At 44.2% G+C, this 17,911-nt stretch carries 17 protein-coding genes; 3 read left to right on the top strand and 14 right to left on the bottom strand.

The features are described 5' to 3' along the window. Positions 1-110: 110 nt before the first annotated feature. The 3 genes from HZA10_01740 to HZA10_01730 all read left to right on the top strand — a co-directional run bounded on the left by HZA10_01740 (position 111) and on the right by HZA10_01730 (position 2,942). Positions 111-917, top strand: coding sequence for a DUF1566 domain-containing protein (locus tag HZA10_01740; GenBank protein ID MBI5195025.1), 807 nt, complete (start codon positions 111-113; stop codon positions 915-917). 94 nt (positions 918-1,011) lie between these two features. Beyond that, positions 1,012-1,704: a hypothetical protein gene (locus HZA10_01735; GenBank protein MBI5195024.1), complete on the top strand. Its 693-nt coding sequence runs from the start codon at positions 1,012-1,014 to the stop codon at positions 1,702-1,704. 26 nt (positions 1,705-1,730) lie between these two features. Then, positions 1,731-2,942, top strand: a complete 1,212-nt coding sequence (locus tag HZA10_01730) for a hypothetical protein (GenBank protein ID MBI5195023.1) — start codon at positions 1,731-1,733, stop codon at positions 2,940-2,942. Between the two features lie 446 nt (positions 2,943-3,388). Here HZA10_01730 and ftsZ read toward each other — a convergent pair whose 3' ends face one another. From ftsZ to HZA10_01660, 14 genes are all read right to left on the bottom strand, one after another. Continuing rightward, positions 3,389-4,531 carry a cell division protein FtsZ gene (gene ftsZ, locus HZA10_01725; protein ID MBI5195022.1) on the bottom strand — a complete coding sequence of 381 codons (1,143 nt, stop codon included), beginning with the start codon at positions 4,529-4,531 and terminating at the stop codon, positions 3,389-3,391. Beyond that, the gene (locus HZA10_01720) at positions 4,518-4,781 is read right to left on the bottom strand and encodes a hypothetical protein (protein MBI5195021.1); all 264 of its coding nucleotides are present in this window, start codon (positions 4,779-4,781) and stop codon (positions 4,518-4,520) included. The genes ftsZ and HZA10_01720 overlap by 14 nt, the downstream gene beginning before the upstream one ends. Further along, the gene (gene ftsA / locus HZA10_01715) at positions 4,778-6,022 is read right to left on the bottom strand and encodes a cell division protein FtsA (protein ID MBI5195020.1); all 1,245 of its coding nucleotides are present in this window, start codon (positions 6,020-6,022) and stop codon (positions 4,778-4,780) included. The genes HZA10_01720 and ftsA overlap by 4 nt, the downstream gene beginning before the upstream one ends. Continuing rightward, positions 6,019-6,819: an FtsQ-type POTRA domain-containing protein gene (locus HZA10_01710; protein MBI5195019.1), complete on the bottom strand. Its 801-nt coding sequence runs from the start codon at positions 6,817-6,819 to the stop codon at positions 6,019-6,021. Before HZA10_01710 ends, ftsA begins: the two co-directional genes overlap by 4 nt. After that, positions 6,794-7,765, bottom strand: a complete 972-nt coding sequence (locus HZA10_01705; protein MBI5195018.1) for a D-alanine--D-alanine ligase — start codon at positions 7,763-7,765, stop codon at positions 6,794-6,796. Before HZA10_01705 ends, HZA10_01710 begins: the two co-directional genes overlap by 26 nt. A gap of 110 nt (positions 7,766-7,875) precedes the next feature. Beyond that, entirely contained in the window at positions 7,876-8,808 is a 933-nt protein-coding gene (murB, locus tag HZA10_01700; GenBank protein ID MBI5195017.1) for a UDP-N-acetylmuramate dehydrogenase, read from the bottom strand. 9 nt (positions 8,809-8,817) lie between these two features. After that, positions 8,818-10,209 carry a UDP-N-acetylmuramate--L-alanine ligase gene (locus tag HZA10_01695; protein MBI5195016.1) on the bottom strand — a complete coding sequence of 464 codons (1,392 nt, stop codon included), beginning with the start codon at positions 10,207-10,209 and terminating at the stop codon, positions 8,818-8,820. A 44-nt stretch (positions 10,210-10,253) separates the two neighbouring features. Next, the gene (gene murG / locus HZA10_01690) at positions 10,254-11,354 is read right to left on the bottom strand and encodes an undecaprenyldiphospho-muramoylpentapeptide beta-N-acetylglucosaminyltransferase (GenBank protein MBI5195015.1); all 1,101 of its coding nucleotides are present in this window, start codon (positions 11,352-11,354) and stop codon (positions 10,254-10,256) included. A gap of 3 nt (positions 11,355-11,357) precedes the next feature. After that, positions 11,358-12,491: a putative lipid II flippase FtsW gene (ftsW, locus tag HZA10_01685; GenBank protein MBI5195014.1), complete on the bottom strand. Its 1,134-nt coding sequence runs from the start codon at positions 12,489-12,491 to the stop codon at positions 11,358-11,360. 4 nt (positions 12,492-12,495) lie between these two features. Next, positions 12,496-14,031 (bottom strand): UDP-N-acetylmuramoyl-L-alanine--D-glutamate ligase, encoded by a 1,536-nt coding sequence (murD, locus tag HZA10_01680; protein MBI5195013.1) that lies wholly within the window; start codon positions 14,029-14,031, stop codon positions 12,496-12,498. Continuing rightward, complete coding sequence (locus HZA10_01675; GenBank protein ID MBI5195012.1) at positions 14,000-15,034, bottom strand: D-alanyl-D-alanine carboxypeptidase; 1,035 nt, start codon at positions 15,032-15,034, stop codon at positions 14,000-14,002. The genes murD and HZA10_01675 overlap by 32 nt, the downstream gene beginning before the upstream one ends. A 2-nt stretch (positions 15,035-15,036) precedes the next feature. Then, entirely contained in the window at positions 15,037-16,119 is a 1,083-nt protein-coding gene (locus HZA10_01670) for a phospho-N-acetylmuramoyl-pentapeptide-transferase (protein MBI5195011.1), read from the bottom strand. Continuing rightward, positions 16,113-17,552 (bottom strand): UDP-N-acetylmuramoyl-tripeptide--D-alanyl-D-alanine ligase, encoded by a 1,440-nt coding sequence (locus HZA10_01665; protein ID MBI5195010.1) that lies wholly within the window; start codon positions 17,550-17,552, stop codon positions 16,113-16,115. Before HZA10_01665 ends, HZA10_01670 begins: the two co-directional genes overlap by 7 nt. Before the next feature lie 189 nt (positions 17,553-17,741). Beyond that, positions 17,742-17,911, bottom strand: a 170-nt coding sequence (locus tag HZA10_01660) for a UDP-N-acetylmuramoyl-L-alanyl-D-glutamate--2,6-diaminopimelate ligase (protein ID MBI5195009.1), incomplete at its 5' end; no start/stop codon positions are given.

Genomic DNA, 17,911 nt, shown 5'->3' with positions numbered 1-17,911 from the left:
TTTCATGCGCAGGCACAGGGCAAGACGGAGAGATTCTATCAGGAGTGGCATGGCCTAATCCGAGATTTAGTGTTAATGGTGATTGCGTAACAGACAATCTCACAGGTTTGATGTGGGCAAAAAATGCAAACCTCCCTAATGTAACAAGAGACTGGCAAGGAGCGATTGATTACTCTAATAATTTGACTCTGTGCAGCTACTCAGACTGGCGTCTTCCAAACAGGAAAGAGCTTATGAGTCTTATTGACCGCTCAAAGTCCGTTGCACTGCCATACGGGCATCCTTTTTTAAATGTGGGGGACAAATACTGGTCGTCAACTACGAACGTAATTAATTATCCGAACGGCGCATGGTATGTCAATATATTCAGTGGCAACTTGGGGGGTGAAGATAAGGCCTACGGCTACTACGTATGGCCGGTGCGTGGCGGAATTATAGATGTAGACGGCGATGGTTTTAAATCAGATATAGACTGTGATGACAGCAACCCAATAGTTAACCCTGGTGCAACTGAAATCCCCAACAACGGCATTGACGATGACTGTAATCCTGCAACGCCAATAGTTACTGTTTCTGGCAATGCTTACAATTATCCTATTCCGTTATTCCGTGCAAGTATGTCTATAAATGTTGATGCCTCAAATCTCAGTGCGGGCTATCTCAGGTATTACTACACACGTAACAGAACCTCTCTCAGTAGCACATCAATCACTGGCATTACAGCAACAGGCGGTATTGCAACAGTCACAGGAGTTGGTACTGTAAACGGCACTTCTGGCTACACGTTTACTGCAACGATTACTGATGGCTCTCCTGATACAATGGGCTTAGAAATTAATAAACCTGATGGAACACCTTATTTTAGTTCAAGCTCTCAGCAGGTAAGTAGTGGAATTTTTATAGTAGTGGGACAATAAAACCTGAGAGTGTTTAATTTTTTATGTGGGGAAATGTAAATTGTGACTTTTTGGCGAAATATTTAAGACAATCAACTTTAGAATTTGCATCAAAATGGAAAACTTAACAGTTGCAGAAACTTTTAATGAACCGAAAGATCTCAGCCTTTCAATATGGCGCTATATGCCTTTCAATAGATTTGAATCTTTGATTAAAGAAGGGCTTTATTTTAGAAGATTAGACCTCCTTGAAGATTCATTTGAAGGATCATTCTCCTTCGGAAACCAAAAAATAAGAGAAAGTATAATGCTACCAGCAAGTAATTTTGATAAATTAAAAACGTTTTCGAGAGAAATGAGAAAACATATTTATATCAGTTGCTGGCATATTAACGATTGTGATTCCTATGCTATGTGGAAAATCTATTCAGGTAGAGGAGGAGAAAGAGTCAGCATTAAAACAACGGCAAGAAAGTTAAAAGAGAATTTAAATCACGTAATTATTAGCCAAATAAAATATATTGATTATGGCAGCTATAATATCCCTGAAACTAATTTATATAATATTTTTTGTTACAAAAGAAAAGCGTTTGACTATGAAAAGGAATTACGCGCATGGTTTATTGAGCCAGAGAAGCACAATAAGGGAATAACAAGAAAAATAAATGTGGACAACCTGATTGAAGAAATATATATAGCGCCAAATACTAAAGGGGATCTTATGCATAGAATTAAGACATTACTCAAAAATAATAGATTAACTAAACCAGTAAAACAGTCGCCTCTCGACGATAAGCCATTATATTAGCTGCTTATGCAACATAGGAAGAATACATGAGTTACTATTGTCCAGACTTTGGGAATTTAATCTCCGGCTGGTATCGTACTACTGATAACGATAATTATGCTGTTGCCCGAAAAAAGATAGATATTTTATGGGATTTTAATTGTGATCAAATCTTAATTAAGTACATAAATAAGTATGGCTCGTTTTATACAGCTTTTTGTTCGGATATTAAAGCTGAGATTGAGAATCAAGTCAGCGTATCATTTAAAGGACTGCGATACTATGAATATTACTTTCAGACTAGGGCGTTCGAACTTCCGGGGATCAAAGAGCAGTTAATTGCTTCATATCAGAACATAAAAGATAAAACAATTCAATGTGAAGTCTGTGCAGCCGAGGTCAAAATAGATGAAATTCATCCTAATGTAATTAAACTGCAATTTCCCCCTTCATTTTGCACAGAATGCTCCTATTTAACCAGACCTTATTTTGCAGAATGGAATGAAGACATAAGAAATAGGGTAATTAACTTCTTAGAAAATATAGATAATGAGAAGCGCTGCGATGTTTGCAAAAGAAAATATAAACTTAAAAAAGTTGAGCTGTCATTTCAGCATCTGTATATGCCTATCGTCCATGTAAATATTTATTCATCAATTTGTCCAAAATGCCTAATGAAAACAGTCTTTAATGATTTAACTGACGTTGAAAATAATCAACTTAAAAAACTTTACAATTTATATGAATTCTTAGGTGAAGTGCCTACACAAGATTATAGTTCATTGTATTTTTTATTCAAAGAACAAAATAGAATAATTGAATTAACCAAACTCTTGCATTTGTTGTGGTCTCCCGATATTTTCAAGAAGCATTTCGGCTCCTTTTTTGCGGCATTAGTGAAGTCCGGCATTTTACCTGAGGGCACCAAAAAAATGAAAATTGGGACTATGGTTCTTGCAAAAGACGGCCATGTATGTTTGTCACTGGCGGAGAAAGATATCGATGATTTTCTGTATTTCTTAAATATTGGCCATAAGAAAGAAGTTTCATATCCTAACTCGAATTATCGCACGGATTGGGAAATTGTATGGAATCAGAAGAAATATTTTATTGAATTTTTTGGATTAATGAATATCAGGGAATATGCGAACAAGGCTAAACAAAAAACCGCGCTTGCTGCATTGAATAATATTGAATTAATATCAATCTATCCCGAGACAAATTGGAAAGAACTTATTAAGAAAATCTTTAAGCTATGAATTAGAACAAAAGCAAGTGTACACCAATCTCATCCAGTTAACATGGACCGCCTCTCAGCCCTTTTATCGGAGCATGAAGTCATATCTTCATTTTTATCATTTCATGGGATTTAAGTCTTGTTTCTTGCACGTATGAAAGGTCTGGATTCCTGCCTCCGCAGGAATGACGGATTTAAGAGTGTCCCTGTTAATGCTTTATTCCCTTATCCGTCTCTTCCTCAAAAGCCATGACCTTTATTTTTTTCTTTGGCGCCCAGCCGTGTTTGTGCGGTTTGCAAAGGGCGCAGCCTTTGGATTTCTTATCCTTAAAAACCTTCCCCATTTGCTTTTATTTTAACATGAATGAATCAGTAATTTTTTCTAATGACTCTAAGGAAATGGTTTCCCCGATTAAATCGGGGAATGACGGCTTTTTTTAATGACGGCTTTTTATGAGAATACCCGTCTCAGACCGGCCCTATCCCCTCTTCATTAAAATCCGGTTTCCGCATGAATGCCGGAATATCAAGGTTGTTTCTGTCCATGCTCATGAGGGGCGAATCTTTGGAAAGTATCCTTTCAGAGCCTTTCAGCGCCACCTTTTCCCTTGAGGGCCTCCACCTTTCATAAGAAGGCATTACCGCCTTCGGCGCCTCTTCAAAGCCGGTTGCAATAACCGTCACCATTACATCATCATCAAGGTCTGAATCAATCACCGAGCCGAAAATTATGTTGGCATCTTCATGCGCCGCATCGCTGACAAGGCTTGAGGCCTCGTTCACCTCATGCAAAGATAAGGAGGGACCTCCAGTGATGTTAATCAAAATTCCTCTTGCGCCATCAATGGAGGTCTCCTCCAGCAGGGGGCTTGAGATAGCAACCTTCGCCGCATTAAGAGCCCTGTTTTCGCCGGCTGCACTGCCTACTCCCATAAGAGCCTTTCCGCTGTCTTTTAAGATGGTCCTTATGTCTGCAAAGTCATGATTTATAAGTCCGGGCACAAGTATCAAATCAGAAATGCCCTTGATTGCCTGTCTCAGGACGTCATTTGCAATTCTAAGGCTTTCAAGCCATGTCGTATTTTTGTCTGTAATGCTGAGAAGCCTCTGGTTCTGCACCACGATAACGGAATCAACGTATTTCTTCAGCTCCTTTATGCCCTGCTCTGCATTTTTTGCCCTTTTGCTGCCTTCAAAAATAAACGGCTTTGTCACAACTGCAGTGGTAAGTATTCCAAGTTCTTTTGCAATCTCTGCAATAACAGGAGCCGCTCCGGTCCCTGTGCCGCCGCCCATGCCTGCGGTGATGAACACCATGTCAGCGCCTTTTATGGTGTCGGCAATAACTTCCCTGTCATCAAGCGCCGCCTGCCTCCCTATTTCAGGATAGGCGCCTGCCCCAAGCCCGTTTGTCAGGTCTGCGCCTATCTGAATCTTCTGATGTGCAAGGGAAGAGTCAATAGCCTGCATGTCGGTATTTACAACGATAAACTCAATACCGTGGATGCCTGCGGCTATCATGCCGTTAACTGCATTGCCCCCGCCTCCGCCTACGCCCACCACTTTTATTTTTGCTGAATTCTTCACCTCTTCAAATTCAAATATCTTCATATCTCCCCCTTTTTCTAAATGTATTGTCTAAATTTAACCACAGAGAACACAGAGGATTAATTGCAAAATTATCAATTATCATTTCAAAATGCAAATTTAAAATGCTAACTTTGTCCCGACAGGTCGGGAATAAATTTGCAATAAATATTTTCTCTGTGCCCTCTGTGGTTCCATATCTTCCCCTTTTTTTTATAAAATTTTTCATATAAGTTATTTGAAGGCATATATGCCGTTGTTTTTCATCCTTCATAGAACCCCCAGCTTTTCCCTCACCCACATTCTTGCCTTATTCACTTTGCCTGCCACACCTGAAAATGAGAAAAAGTTTTCACCATTAAGGCTCCTCTCCCTCATTATCTCCCTTGCGCCATAATGCACAAGCCCTGCCCCTGCCGCATATGCCGGACTGCTTACAATGCCGGCGCCTTCTGCAATACCCTTAGGCCTTCCAACCCTTACTGGAAGTTCAAGTATGTTTTCAGCTATGGTTTCTATACCGTTCATAAGCGCCGCGCCCCCGGTAAGGACCACACCCGATGCAAGCGTATTGTAATAACCGCTTTTTCTTATTTCATCCTTCACAAGGCTGAAAAGTTCCTCTGACCTGGGCTGCAGTATCTCAATCAGATGCTGTCTCGGCACCGTTCTGCCCGGCTTATCTCCGGCGTATGTAATCTCTATTTCTTCACCGGGATTAATCATAGACATAAGGGTGCAGCCGTAACTCTTTTTTATCCTTTCTGCCTCAAGTGTCTGCGTCCTTAACCCGATTGCGACATCGTTTGTAAAATTGCCTCCGCCGATTGACAAAACAGATGTGTGGCACAGGCTGCCGCCGCAAAACAGCGTAATGCCTGTCGTGCCTCCGCCGATATCTACAACCCCTGCCCCGACATCTTTTTCACCATCCGCAAGCACTGCGCCTGCAGATGCAAAAGGCTCAAATATAATATCAATCACATTAAGCCCTGCCCTCTGGCAGCTCTTTAAAAGGTTCTGCACTGATGTAACGGCGGCTGTCACTATCTGCACCTTGACTTCAAGTCTCACGCCTGTCATTCCCCTCGGGTCATTAATCCCGTTCTGTCCGTCCACAATAAAACCTGTCGGGATTACATGAAGCACTTCTTTATTAACCGGAAGCGGCATCGCCCGCGCGGCATCCATAACCCTTTCTATGTCCCTTTGTCCTATTTCCTTATCCTTTACGGCTATCACGCCGTTGCTTAAAAAACTGCTTATCCGGCTCTCAGCTATTCCCGCGTATACTGCCTTTATTTCAACGCCTGTCATAGCCTCGGCCTCCTGCACGGCCTTGCTTATTGCCTGCGCTGCGTTCTCAATATCAACGACAACGCCCTTTTTTATCCCGGCTGAAGGGACCTCGCCGATGCCGATAATATCTACGCCGTTTTCTTTAATCTCTCCCACAACAACGCATATCTTTGTTGAACCGGCATCAAGTCCTGCTATGAGATCTCCCTTTCTCATCTCTTTTTATCCCTCCTTGTCGGCAGACTGCTCTCCTGTTTAACAGGCTGAACTATTACCCTGCCTGAAAACCTCAGGTCAACATATTCCATAGTTATGCCCCTTTTTATAATCTCTGCCTCAAGGTCTTTCCACCTTTTAAGTTTGTCGTCATAATTTCCATAGCCGACCTTAAAAATCTCACCGTCCATATTCATAGAAAGACCGTAAGGTTTTAAGGTAATTTCAATTGAATCTTTGTCTGAAAGAAATCCCTCCTCAGAAAGCGCATCTATCAGCCTCAGGGACTCAACTACGTCTGCCTTGCTGTTTCTGTAATCTATACCTGTAATCACCGGAAGAAACGGAGTCTTTTCCTCTTTAATTGTCTCCAATATATTCCCTCTCCCGTCCATGAGATACAGGCTGCCGTTGAAATTAAGAATTGCCTTTGCCGTTGTCTCTTCAATACTGACCATCAGGGTGTCCGGATACTGTTTTCTTAAAGACACCTCTTTGACCCATGGCTGTGTCCTGAGCGTCCGGTCAATATCCTTAAGAGAAACCCTTAACAGTCCCTTTGCAGTTTCAGAAGTCATTGCATCCCTAATATCAGTCTCCTCAATGTTTTCATTGCCTGTGACAATAATATTTCTTACCGGGAATACGCCGGTTGATAACCTTATTGTAAATACAATAACTGCAATAAAGGCAATCAGGGACACGGCTATCCCCCCCCGCTTGAAATACACCAGCAGTTTCTCGCCGCGGCGGTAAGCCGACTTGCCGCCCTTATTCTTTAGCCTCTTTAACTGCAATCCTGATTATCTCCTCTATTAAATCTTTAAAACTCATACCTGCCGACTGCGCTATCTTTGGAAGCAGGCTCGTGCCGGTCATACCCGGCAGGGTGTTTACCTCAAGGACATACGGAATTCCCTGAGCATCTATTTTTAAATCAACCCTCGTGGCTCCGGAACAGCGGAGCGCCGTATGCGCCTTAAGCGCAGTGTCCTTAGCCTTCTCAAATATTGCCTCATCAATACCCGGCGGGATTATATATTCAGTCAGACCTGATGTATATTTAGCCTCATAGTTATAGAATTCCAGCGAAGGCTTTACCTCAACTCCACCCAAAACCCTGCTTCCGAGTATCCCTATATGGACTTCCGGGCCTTTTATAAATTTTTCAATTATTGCGCGTTTGCCAAGCTGAAATGCCTTATCAAGAGCGCCCGTCAGGCTGTTCTCATCTTTTACCATGCTTATCCCTACGCTTGAGCCTTCTTCTACAGGCTTTACAACCCACGGCAGTGGAAAATCTATCAGTGAAAAATAATCATCAGCTTGTGACACACCTTTTCTTTTACCTGTAACTTGTGACTTGTAACTTGTAACTGTCTTAAACGGCGGAACCGGCAGTCCGTGATATGAGAATATTTTCTTTGAAGCCTCTTTATCCATTGCAATAGCGGATGCCATAATTCCTGAGCCTGTATAAGGAATGCCCATGACCTCAAGCATCCCCTGTATTGCCCCGTTTTCTCCTATGCCGCCGTGAAGCGCAAGAAAGACAAGCTTCACCTTTTCCTTCTTAAGCGTATTGACAATGTCTTTGTTTGTATCAATAGGGACTGAATTGTAGCCAAGCTCCTGCAGTGCCTGATATACCGCAAGCCCGCTCCTTACGGAAATATCCCTTTCTGATGAAAGTCCTCCCATCAGAATGCCGATTTTTTTTGTTGTAACAAGTTCTCCGGTCATAAATGTAATCACCTCACAAGTGTCATTCCCGCTTGTCGGGAATCCTTCTTAAAACAATGAACGATTCTGGACAAGCCAGAATGACAAAAAAAGAATCACTCAATTTAGGTTTAATCCTCCTTGCCTATAATTTTTATCTCAGGCTCAAGCATATTGCCGGTGTGCTCCCTGACTTTTTTTTTAACAATCTCCATAAGCTTAATAAAATCCCCGCATGAAGCCCTGTCCCTGTTAATAAAATAATTGGCATGGAGCATGCTCACCTCTACCCCACCTGTCTTCAACCCCTTGCATCCGGCTGCATCTATCAGCCTTCCGGCAGAGTCGCCGCCGGGGTTTTTAAAGACGCATCCTGCAGAGCGTTCACCGAGGGGCTGTGTCAGTTTTTTCTTTTTCAAAAATTCCCTTATGCGTCCTGTCACAGCCTCCGGATTGTCTTTTTTAAGCGCAATATTTGCGCTCAGGATTACCACATCATCAGAGATATTTGAACTCCTGTAGGAAAATTTCAGTTTATCTTTTCTTAATACTGTAATCTTCCCGTTCATATCCATTACCGTGACTGCCTCAATAACATCCTTGATTTCAGCGCCAAAGGAGCCTGCATTCATATAAACGGCTCCGCCAACGCTTCCTGGAATGCCGGCAAGCGCTTCAATGCCTGAATAACCTTTATTACCCGTGAAATTTATCAGAGCCGGAAGCGGTACGCCTGCCTCAACAAAAAGCCTCACCTTCCCGCCTTCATCCTGAATGACTTCAATTCTCTTAAATGCCTCCATGAAAACTACTATGCCCTCAATCCCGCCATCCCTCACAAGCAGGTTTGTCCCTGCTCCGAGCATAAAAACAGGCAGTTTCTGCGCCTTTGCGGCAACGAGAAGGTTTTTCAATGACAAAACATCCTCAGGAAACGCCAAAACATCAGCCGCGCCTCCTATTCTTAAAGACGTATGCGCCGACATAGGCTCGCCAAATTTGACTGTGCCTTTAAAATTCACCCTTTCAAGCGCCTTATTAAATTCTGTTAATGCTTCCATCATTGTTAATTGTTAATTGTTAATTGTTGCTTTTAATTTTAAAAACTCTTCCCCAATCTTCCATACATCCCCTGCGCCAAGCGTAAGCAGCATGTCTCCTGCCTTCAGCGTGCTTGCAAGATAACCTGCAATCTCAGCCCTGTCTTTTATGTATTCAATGTCACTGCCCGCCGCCTTTATGCCCTTAAATAAAAATTCCGAGTTTATGCCGTTCAGCGGCTTCTCGCCTGCAGCGTAAATATCCATCAGCACTGCCTTGTCCGCATCTTTAAAGGCCCTGCAAAATTCATTCAGCATATCCCTTGTCCTTGTATATCTGTGCGGCTGGAAAAGGACCACAAGCCTGCCTGAATTTGGAGTCTGACTTATTGCCTCCTTCGCTGCCCTGAGCGTTGCCATTATTTCCGTAGGGTGATGTCCGTAGTCGTCAAACACCCTTATTCCGGAGGCCTCGCCCTTAAATTCAAACCGTCTCTGCACGCCGCTGAAGTTCCCAAGCGACTTTCTTACCTTATTCATCTCAAGCCCAAGTTCACTTGCCACTGCAATAGCGGCAAGGCTGTTGCAAATGTTGTGAATGCCGGGAAGCGGGACAGTAAAACTGCCGAGGGACACACCCCTGAAAACCGCCTCAAATTTTGTCCTCAATCCCTCCATTCTTATATTCCTGCCAGTAAAGTCTGCCTGCTCATTTATGCCGTAAGTGCGGCAACTCCTCTGAACGCCGGGCAAAATTTCCCTTATGTATTCGTTGTCCAGGCAGAGGATTGAAACTCCGTAAAACGGCACCTTATTTATAAATGCGAGAAAGGCTGATTTTAATTCATCAATATTTTTGAAGAAATCCATGTGCTCTTTATCAATATTTGTAACTACAGCAACCGTCGGCGAGAGCTTAAGAAAGGACCCGTCGCTTTCATCCGCCTCTGCAACAAGAAATTCTCCCTGTCCGAGTTTTGCATTGCTTCCAATGCCTTTCAGCTTGCCTCCTATCACAACTGTCGGGTCCAGCCCGCCTGCGGCAAGCACGCTTGCTATCAGGGATGTGGTTGTGGTCTTTCCGTGCGCTCCTGCAATCAGCACACTTTGCTTGAGCCTTGCAATCTCGGCAAGCATCTCGGCCCTCGGTATGACCGGGATTGACTGTTTTTTTGCAGACAACACTTCCGGGTTATCCTGCGAAACTGCTGAAGACATGACAACAACATGAGCCCCGGAGACATTTTCAGCCTTATGCCCTATGGCTACATCAATGCCCAACGTCCTTAACCTCCTTATGGTCTCTGATTCCTTTACATCCGAGCCCCTGACCTTATAGCCGAGGTTCTTAAGGACCTCAGCAATGCCGCTCATTCCAATGCCGCCTATGCCCACAAAATACACTGTCTCAAATTTTTTATACACTACATCTAATCCCCTTTCACTGTTTACTGTTTACTGTTCACTGTTTACTGTCTTTTCCTTACCAATCCCATTGCGAGTTCAATAATCTTCTGCGCAGCATCAGCCCTTCCGAGCGTTCTGCTTACACGCTCCATCTCGCCTATGGCGTCCGGATTTTCAAACAGGTGTTTTATCAGTTCAGAAAGAGACTTGCCGTTAAGCTCCTTGTCAAGAATCATCTGTGCAGCGCCCATATCCCATAATTTTCTTGCGTTATGCTCCTGATGGTTATTGGCCGCATAGGGATATGGAATAAGGATGGCCGCCTTTCCGCATGCCGTAAGTTCGGCAAGTGTTGTTGCGCCTGCCCTTGATATCACAAGATCAGCCGCTGCATATGCATCTGCCATATTATGCGCAAAGGGGATAACAGTCCCTTTAAAGCCCCTCGTACGATAGAAATCACGCACGCCGTTAAAATCTCTTTCACCGGTCTGGTGCAAAAATTGAATTTTATCTTTAAACCCGTCAAGATATACCAGCGCCTCGCTTACCGCACGGTTGATGCTGCTTGCGCCCCTGCTGCCTCCAAAGACAAACACCGTAAAAAGCCCTTTATCAAGGCTGAAAAACTTATAGCCCCTTTCCCTGTCTCCTTTAAGTATCTCCTGCCTTATGGGATTGCCTGTAAGATATGTCTTATCTTTCGGAAAGAACCCGAGAGACTCCTGGTAAGTTGCGGTGACTGTATCAACGAATCTGCCAAGCATTCTGTTCGTAATTCCCGGCGCTGAGTTCTGCTCATGTATCATTGTAGGTATGCCCATCATGACTGCAGTTAAGACCGCCGCCCCTGAGCAGTAGCCTCCGACTCCCAGTACCATATCAGGCCTAATCTCTTTAAGAACTGCATAAGAATCCTTCAGCGACAGCGGGATCTTAGATGCAGCGCCGGCAGCCCTGAATATGTTCATGCCTGCAATGCCTTCCGCCCTTATTAATCTTATGTCAAAACCCTCCTTAGGGACTATGCTTGACTCTATTCCATGCGCAGTGCCTATAAAAACCACCTCTGTATTATCCTGTATTTCTTTAAAGGCCCTCGCAACTGCAATGCCCGGAAAAACATGCCCTCCTGTGCCGCCCCCTGCAATCACTATTTTCATCTCCTACTGTGTGTATCTCCCCCTCTCCCCGGTCCATCCTTTAGAGTTTACTGACCGTTGTATGCTTATCAGCACTCCGACAGCCATCATATTTACAAGAAGCGCCGAACCTCCATAACTTATAAAAGGCAGCGGAAGCCCCTTTGTAGGCATAAGACCTATTGCCACGGCAAAATTAATCAGCGCCTGACTCACTATCATTAAGGTTAGTCCCATTGCCAAATAATATCCAAAAGGATCTTCTGTCCGCTCGGCTATCTTTGTACCTTTTAGAAAAAACCAGATAAAAAGACCGAGTATGCAAGATACGCCAATCAGTCCCCATTCCTCCCCGATAAGAGAAAAGATAAAGTCCGTATGGAGTTCAGGCAGGTAAAACAGTTTCTGCTTACTTGCCCCGGGACCAACACCGGTAACCCCTCCCATGCCGAATGAAAGAAACGATTGCGAAAGCTGAAACCCCTTGCCGAGCGCATCCTTCCACGGGTCCCAGAAAATCATTACCCTGGCTCTCCTGTACGGGACTAACCATACAAATTTATAAAAAACTGCGGCAGCTGTGAGAATAAGCCCTGCAATATAATTCCATTTTAATCTTATCCCTCCGATAAATAAGAGGGTAATTGTAATTATGCTCAGGCTGATAATCGCTCCGAAATCCGGCTGTTTATATATAATCAATTGGAACACGCCGACAACTGTAAGCGGGATTATGAGCCCATATATGAGGCTCTTCATTTTTGATGCATACTTTTCAATATAATATGCCAGCGACAGAACCGTTGTGAACTTTACAAGCTCTGACGGCTGAAATGTTGAGGGCCATAACTTAATCCACCTCTTTGCGCCGCCTGCTTTAACGCCGATGCCCTGAACAAATACGAGAATAAGCAAACCAAGCGATACTGCAAGCAGAATGATAATAACCCACCGATTATTTAATTTACGGTAATCCAACTGCGCCAGAAAAAGCATTGCCGCCAGCCCAATCACAACAGTGAAAAGATGCATCCACAAATAGTGATATCCATTCCCATATTTTTCTTTTGATATCAAGCCGGTTGAGCTGAAAACCATTAACAACCCGACAAAAATAAGTATCCCAACCGGTATTAATATGCTGTGTGTTTTTTTCATTTCATTAATTTTTAATTTGTTTTACGGCCTCTTTAAACTTTCTCCCCTTATCCTCAAAATTTAAAAACATGTCAAAACTCGCGCATCCCGGAGACAGAAGCACAACATCTCCTTTGCGAGCCTTTGACATAGACTTCTCAACAGCATCATTAATATCAGCGGCAAACACCATGTCAGTTGCACCCTCTGCCGCCTTTGCAATCTTCTCTTTTGCCTCACCGATAAGGACCAGCGTCTTGACCCTTTTTGCAATCAAGTCCCTCAGTACGGTAAAATCTCCTGCCTTGTCCCTTCCACCCATTATCAGGATGATATTCTCAAAACTCTCCAGAGATTTAATAACAGCGCCTATGTTTGTCCCCTTTGAATCATTAATAAAACTAACTCCGTCAATCTCGCAGACAAATTCAAGCCTGTGCTCAAGCCCTGGAAAATCCATGAGCACGTCCCTGACGGCGTCTGCCGGGCAGCCGGATGCAAGCGCAACCAATGAGGCCGCCATCGCATTTTCAAGATTGTGAACACCTTTGATGCGAAAGGATGAAGGTTGGAGGTTGAAAATTGAAAGATGAAGGTTGAATTCAGGCAGGTTAAAATAAATTAATCCGTCTTTTAAATAAGCGCCTTCCACTTCTTTTTGCCGGCTGAAATAAAAAATCTTTGGTTTTTCACTTTTCACTTTTAACTTTTCACTTTCAACTTTCATTACCGCAGGATCATCGGCATTGAGAACCAGAAAATCCCCTGCTCCCTGATTCTCAAAAATCCTTGCCTTTGCATCTATGTATTCCTCTGCCGTGTGATACCTGTCCATATGGTCAGGGGTTATATTAAGAATTGCGGCCGCCTTTGGCCTAAACTCCTCTATTGACTCAAGCTGAAAACTGGAAACTTCGGCAACAATGAACTCAGGCAAGGCATCAGGCAAAAAACGCAACGGGTCTTTTTCTTTACTATTCACTGTCAACTGTTCACTGTTCACTGTCTTTAATATTTCTTCCGTCAATGCATTCCCGATATTGCCGCCGAGCAGGGTCTTAAAACCTGCCCGCTTAAGCATCAGGTCCACAAGAGTAGTGACTGTTGACTTTCCGTTTGTTCCGGTAACGGCAATAAAAGGGATTAGGGGTTGGGGGTTGGGGGTTGGTAACACGTTAAGAGATTGCTTTTGTACTTGCCCCCAATCCCCAATCCCTAATCCCTGTATAACTTTGTAAGCAAGCTCAAGTTCGCCGATTACAGGCACGCCTTTTATTCTTGCACGCATAAGCGGAGGGATACCAAGAGACACGCCGGGACTTACAACAATAATATCTGCCTTGTTAAAGAGTTCTTCGGAGTGCTCTCCGGCGGCAACTTCAACAGAAAGCGGCAGAAGCTTAATGGTCTCCTTCAGGGAATCATAAGGCTTTATATCTGTTATCCAAACCCTTGCGCCAAGTAAGACAAGTATATTCACTGCGCCGGCGCCGCTTCTGGCCAGGCCGACTACAAGTACGTTTTTATCCTTAAATGTTCTGGTTCTTTCCTTCTCCTGCAACCTTTGTCCCTTTTGTTTTTACTAAATGTCTTTTATGTTTTTTGCCTTTACCTTTAGATACGGCTTTGGGCGGCAACTTCGATTTAATTTTTTTGATATTGGTATCCCGCGAGGTAATATAAATAACAGGCTCTTCCTGCATATTGGATATCCTGGACCCTTTTCCAAAAAGCATTTCAGACTGGGACCAGAGGGCAGGCCTGCTCGGCGCGCCGAGAACGCTGATTATAATTTCCTTATTTTCCTTGTTTGACGCCCCGACAAAACAGTGCCTTGCCGTACGGGTAAAACCTGTCTTGCCTCCCTGAAAATCATCATCCGCCCACAAAAGTCTGTTTGTATTCCTGACAAAAATTTTTCTTCCGCCCTCAGTGCTTATCTCTCTGACTTTTGTTGTAAGGATTTCTTTTATGACAGGAATTCTTATGGCATACTGCATTATCTTTGCGAGATCGGAAACAGTTGAGTATTGCCCCTTCCCCGGAAGACCGTTTGCATTTATATATTTTGTATTGGCTGCGCCTATCTCAAGAGCCTTTTGGTTCATCAGCTTCACAAACTTCAGCTCACTGCCGGCAGCAGCCTCTGCCAGTGCAGTTGCCGCGTCATTAGCCGATTCCATCAGAGCGGCATAGAGCAGTTCCCTGATTTTTATTCTGTCGCCTTTTTTCAGGTTTGTTTTTGACGGCTGCTGGTTTGCCGCCCTGCTCGTAATTGTCGTTACACTGTCCAGATCTACGTTTTCAGCGACAACAATGGCAGTCATTATTTTTATGGTGCTTGCGGCAGGTTGCTTTAAATCAGGGTTTTTGGCAAAAAGAACCCTGCCGTTTGATGCATCCATAATAAGCGCGGAGCGGGCGCTGACGTCGTCAGCATAAGCAACGGTGAACAGTGAACAGTGAACAGTGAACAGTAAAACGGCAGTAATCAGTGAACGGTGAACAGTGAACGGTAAACAAAAAATTTGAAATTTGAAATTTGAAATTTGAAATTTTCTCATTGTTACCTCACCTTTAAAGTCGTAAGGCTTAAGAGTGCAAGTATGATTCCCACAATCCAAAACCTTACTATGACCTTGGGTTCAGGCCATCCTTTGAGTTCAAAATGATGATGTATCGGAGCCATTTTTAATATGCGCCTTCCGGTAAATTTAAAGGATGCAACCTGGAGTATTACCGAGAGCGCCTCAATGACAAAAATGCCTCCAACCAGCGCCAGAACTATTTCTTGTTTTGTTATCACTGCAAGCGTACCCAGCGCCCCTCCGAGCCCTAAAGAGCCGACATCGCCCATGAAGACCTCCGCAGGGTAGCTGTTGTACCAGAGGAAACCAAGCGCTGCGCCAAACATGGCGCCGCAGAAAACTGTAAGCTCTCCTATCCCAGGCAGATAAAGGACATGCAGATACTGTGCAAACCCTGAGTGTCCCGATATATACACCAGCGCGCCGTTGGCAAGCGCCGCAATGCCTATCAGTCCGATTGCAAGCCCGTCTATCCCGTCGGTAAGATTAACCGCATTGGAAGAGCCGACTATCATAAAAACAGAAAACGGTATGTAGAACCAGCCCATGTCTATCAGCCATTTTTTAAAAAAAGGTATGCTGAGAGTTGATGCAAACTGATCCTTTGGGTCATGATAAAGTATCATGCCGATTGCCAGCGCAATAGCTATCTGGGCGCCGAACTTATACCACGCCCTTAAGCCTTTTGAGTTCTGCCTTGTAATCTTAAGGTAATCGTCCGCAAAACCGACAAGCCCGAATCCTGCAGTCGTAACAAGCATTATCCAGACATATTTATTCGTCAGATCGCCCCACATCAGCACGCTGATAATTATTGATGACAGTATCAAGACGCCGCCCATTGTCGGCGTCCCTGTTTTAGTAAGATGACTTTTCGGCCCGTCATCCCTTATATATTGCGTAACACTGAACTTCTTCAGTCTTTCTATCACGCCGGGCGCAAAAATAAAACTCAGGGAAAGCGCAGTAATCACGCAAAGCGTAGTCCTGAATGTAATGTAACGGAAGAGATTAAACGGCGAAAACCAATCATGCATGCCGTAAAAAAGGGCGGCTAACATTCCGTTTCCCTCCCTCTGATTTTCTCTACTATCTTCTCCATGGTCATTGAACGGGAGCCTTTCACAAGCACTGTATCGCCCTGCCTAATAATATCAAGAATTCCCTGTCTTGCATCTGATACCTCATTAAATTTATAAATTTCAGGGGTCAGAATCTTCCGGCCGTTCCTCTGCCTTTGACCTTCCTCTGCAGCAAGGCTCATCATTTTCCCGACTGCGACAAACACATCAATACCCGCCGCCGTTACCTCACCGCCGATTGTCCTGTGAAGCTCCCCTGAGAACTCACCCAATTCATTCATATCACCCAATACCGCAACCAGCCTCCCGCCGCCCTTAAAACTGCCAAGTCCTTTTATCGCCTCTTTCATTGACTGCGGATTTGCATTGTAAGAATCATTTATCAGCGTAACGCCGCCGCTTTTTATGACCTCAAACCTTGAAGAAAAGGCCCTGTATTTCTCAAGCGCTGTTTTTATTTCCCCGGCTGTCATGCCGAGGGAATAGCAAACGGCGGATGCCGCAAGGGCGTTATATATGTTAAAAACACCGTGGGTATGAAGATGGACCTTAACTCTTGCGTTCTCCCTGATTGCCAGCGTGAACCGGCTTCCAGTGTCCTGAACTGCAACGTTCTCCGCCCTTACGTGAGCGTCATTGTTTATTGAAAATGTAACCATTCTGCCCTTAAAGCCTTTTACACCCTGCATCAGAAAATCATCATCTGCATTAAGGACTGCTGTCTGAATGCCGTCAAGGATTTCAAGCTTTGCGCTCCTTACTGCCTCAAGACTGCCGAGCCTTCCGATATGTGCAGGCCCTATATTTGTAATTACGCCGTATGCAGGCGTCATCATTTCACAAAGCTGTCTTATTTCGCCCGGTGCGTTCATCCCGAATTCAAGAACAGCCGCCTCGTCATCGGGCTCAATCTTCATAAAACTAAGCGGCACTCCGATATGGTTGTTTAAATTCCCCTCATTCTTAAGCACGCGGTAACGGCTTGAAAGAATCCTGTATATCATTTCCTTTGTCGTAGTTTTACCGTTGCTTCCCGTGACTGCAATCACCGGCAGGTCCCGCCTTATCCTTAAGAAATGCGCTGAATCCTGAAGCGCCTTCAGTGTATCCTCAACCGCAATTATCGTGAATCGCGGGTTCTGCCTGCCGCCTGCCAGTCCGGTAGGCAGGTCTGACAAGTCTTGAATCTTGAATCGCGTATTTCTGTCTACAACAGCGCCTCCTGCGCCTTTTAAAACAACATCAGGGAGAAAATCATGACCGTCAAATTTCGGGCCCTTAAGCGCAAAAAACAATTCGCCCTTATTGATTGTCCTTGAGTCAATAGATGCGCCTGTAAATGAACCAGTGCCCCCTGAAATCAATCTTCCCCCCGTGGCCTCTATAATATCATCTACTGTTAACATTGCCATATCTACGTAAGCAATGTTCGTCTTTTCGTCATTGATCCGAAAATACCGTTAAACCTGTCCTTCCCCGATTTAATCGGGGAATCCATTTCCTTAAAAAAGACTCTGGATTCCCCGGTCAAGCCGGAGAATGACAAACCCAACAACAACGAATAGGACGTTATTAGTACAGTTTTCAATAGTCCTCTCATTTTAATTATTAATTGCGTCTTTTATAGCCTCCCTGTCGCTGAAAGGGCGGCGTATGCCGTTTATTTCCTGATAATCCTCATGCCCTTTACCCGCAACAAGCAGGGTGTCGCCTTGTTCCGTCATTGATACCGCCCGGATTATCGCCTCTGCCCTGTCCGGCAAAATCATGT

This window comes from Nitrospirota bacterium (assembly GCA_016212185.1).
Lineage (GTDB): Bacteria > Nitrospirota > Thermodesulfovibrionia > UBA6902 > DSMQ01 > JACRGX01.
Note: the sequence above shows the minus strand (reverse complement) of the source record. Positions and strands in the feature narration are given on the sequence as shown.

Excerpts from the sequence above, each read along its gene's own strand:
- HZA10_01740 (MBI5195025.1), top strand. The coding sequence starts at position 111 with ATGTGGGCAAAAAATGCAAACCTCCCTAATGTAACAAGAGACTGGCAA.
- HZA10_01735 (MBI5195024.1), top strand. The coding sequence starts at position 1,012 with ATGGAAAACTTAACAGTTGCAGAAACTTTTAATGAACCGAAAGATCTC.
- HZA10_01730 (MBI5195023.1), top strand. The coding sequence starts at position 1,731 with ATGAGTTACTATTGTCCAGACTTTGGGAATTTAATCTCCGGCTGGTAT.
- ftsZ (MBI5195022.1), bottom strand. The coding sequence starts at position 4,531 with ATGAAGATATTTGAATTTGAAGAGGTGAAGAATTCAGCAAAAATAAAA.
- HZA10_01720 (MBI5195021.1), bottom strand. The coding sequence starts at position 4,781 with ATGAAGGATGAAAAACAACGGCATATATGCCTTCAAATAACTTATATG.
- ftsA (MBI5195020.1), bottom strand. The coding sequence starts at position 6,022 with ATGAGAAAGGGAGATCTCATAGCAGGACTTGATGCCGGTTCAACAAAG.
- HZA10_01705 (MBI5195018.1), bottom strand. The coding sequence starts at position 7,765 with ATGACCGGAGAACTTGTTACAACAAAAAAAATCGGCATTCTGATGGGA.
- murB (MBI5195017.1), bottom strand. The coding sequence starts at position 8,808 with ATGATGGAAGCATTAACAGAATTTAATAAGGCGCTTGAAAGGGTGAAT.
- murG (MBI5195015.1), bottom strand. The coding sequence starts at position 11,354 with ATGAAAATAGTGATTGCAGGGGGCGGCACAGGAGGGCATGTTTTTCCG.
- ftsW (MBI5195014.1), bottom strand. The coding sequence starts at position 12,491 with ATGAAAAAAACACACAGCATATTAATACCGGTTGGGATACTTATTTTT.
- HZA10_01675 (MBI5195012.1), bottom strand. The coding sequence starts at position 15,034 with ATGAGAAAATTTCAAATTTCAAATTTCAAATTTCAAATTTTTTGTTTA.
- HZA10_01670 (MBI5195011.1), bottom strand. The coding sequence starts at position 16,119 with ATGTTAGCCGCCCTTTTTTACGGCATGCATGATTGGTTTTCGCCGTTT.
- HZA10_01665 (MBI5195010.1), bottom strand. The coding sequence starts at position 17,552 with ATGGCAATGTTAACAGTAGATGATATTATAGAGGCCACGGGGGGAAGA.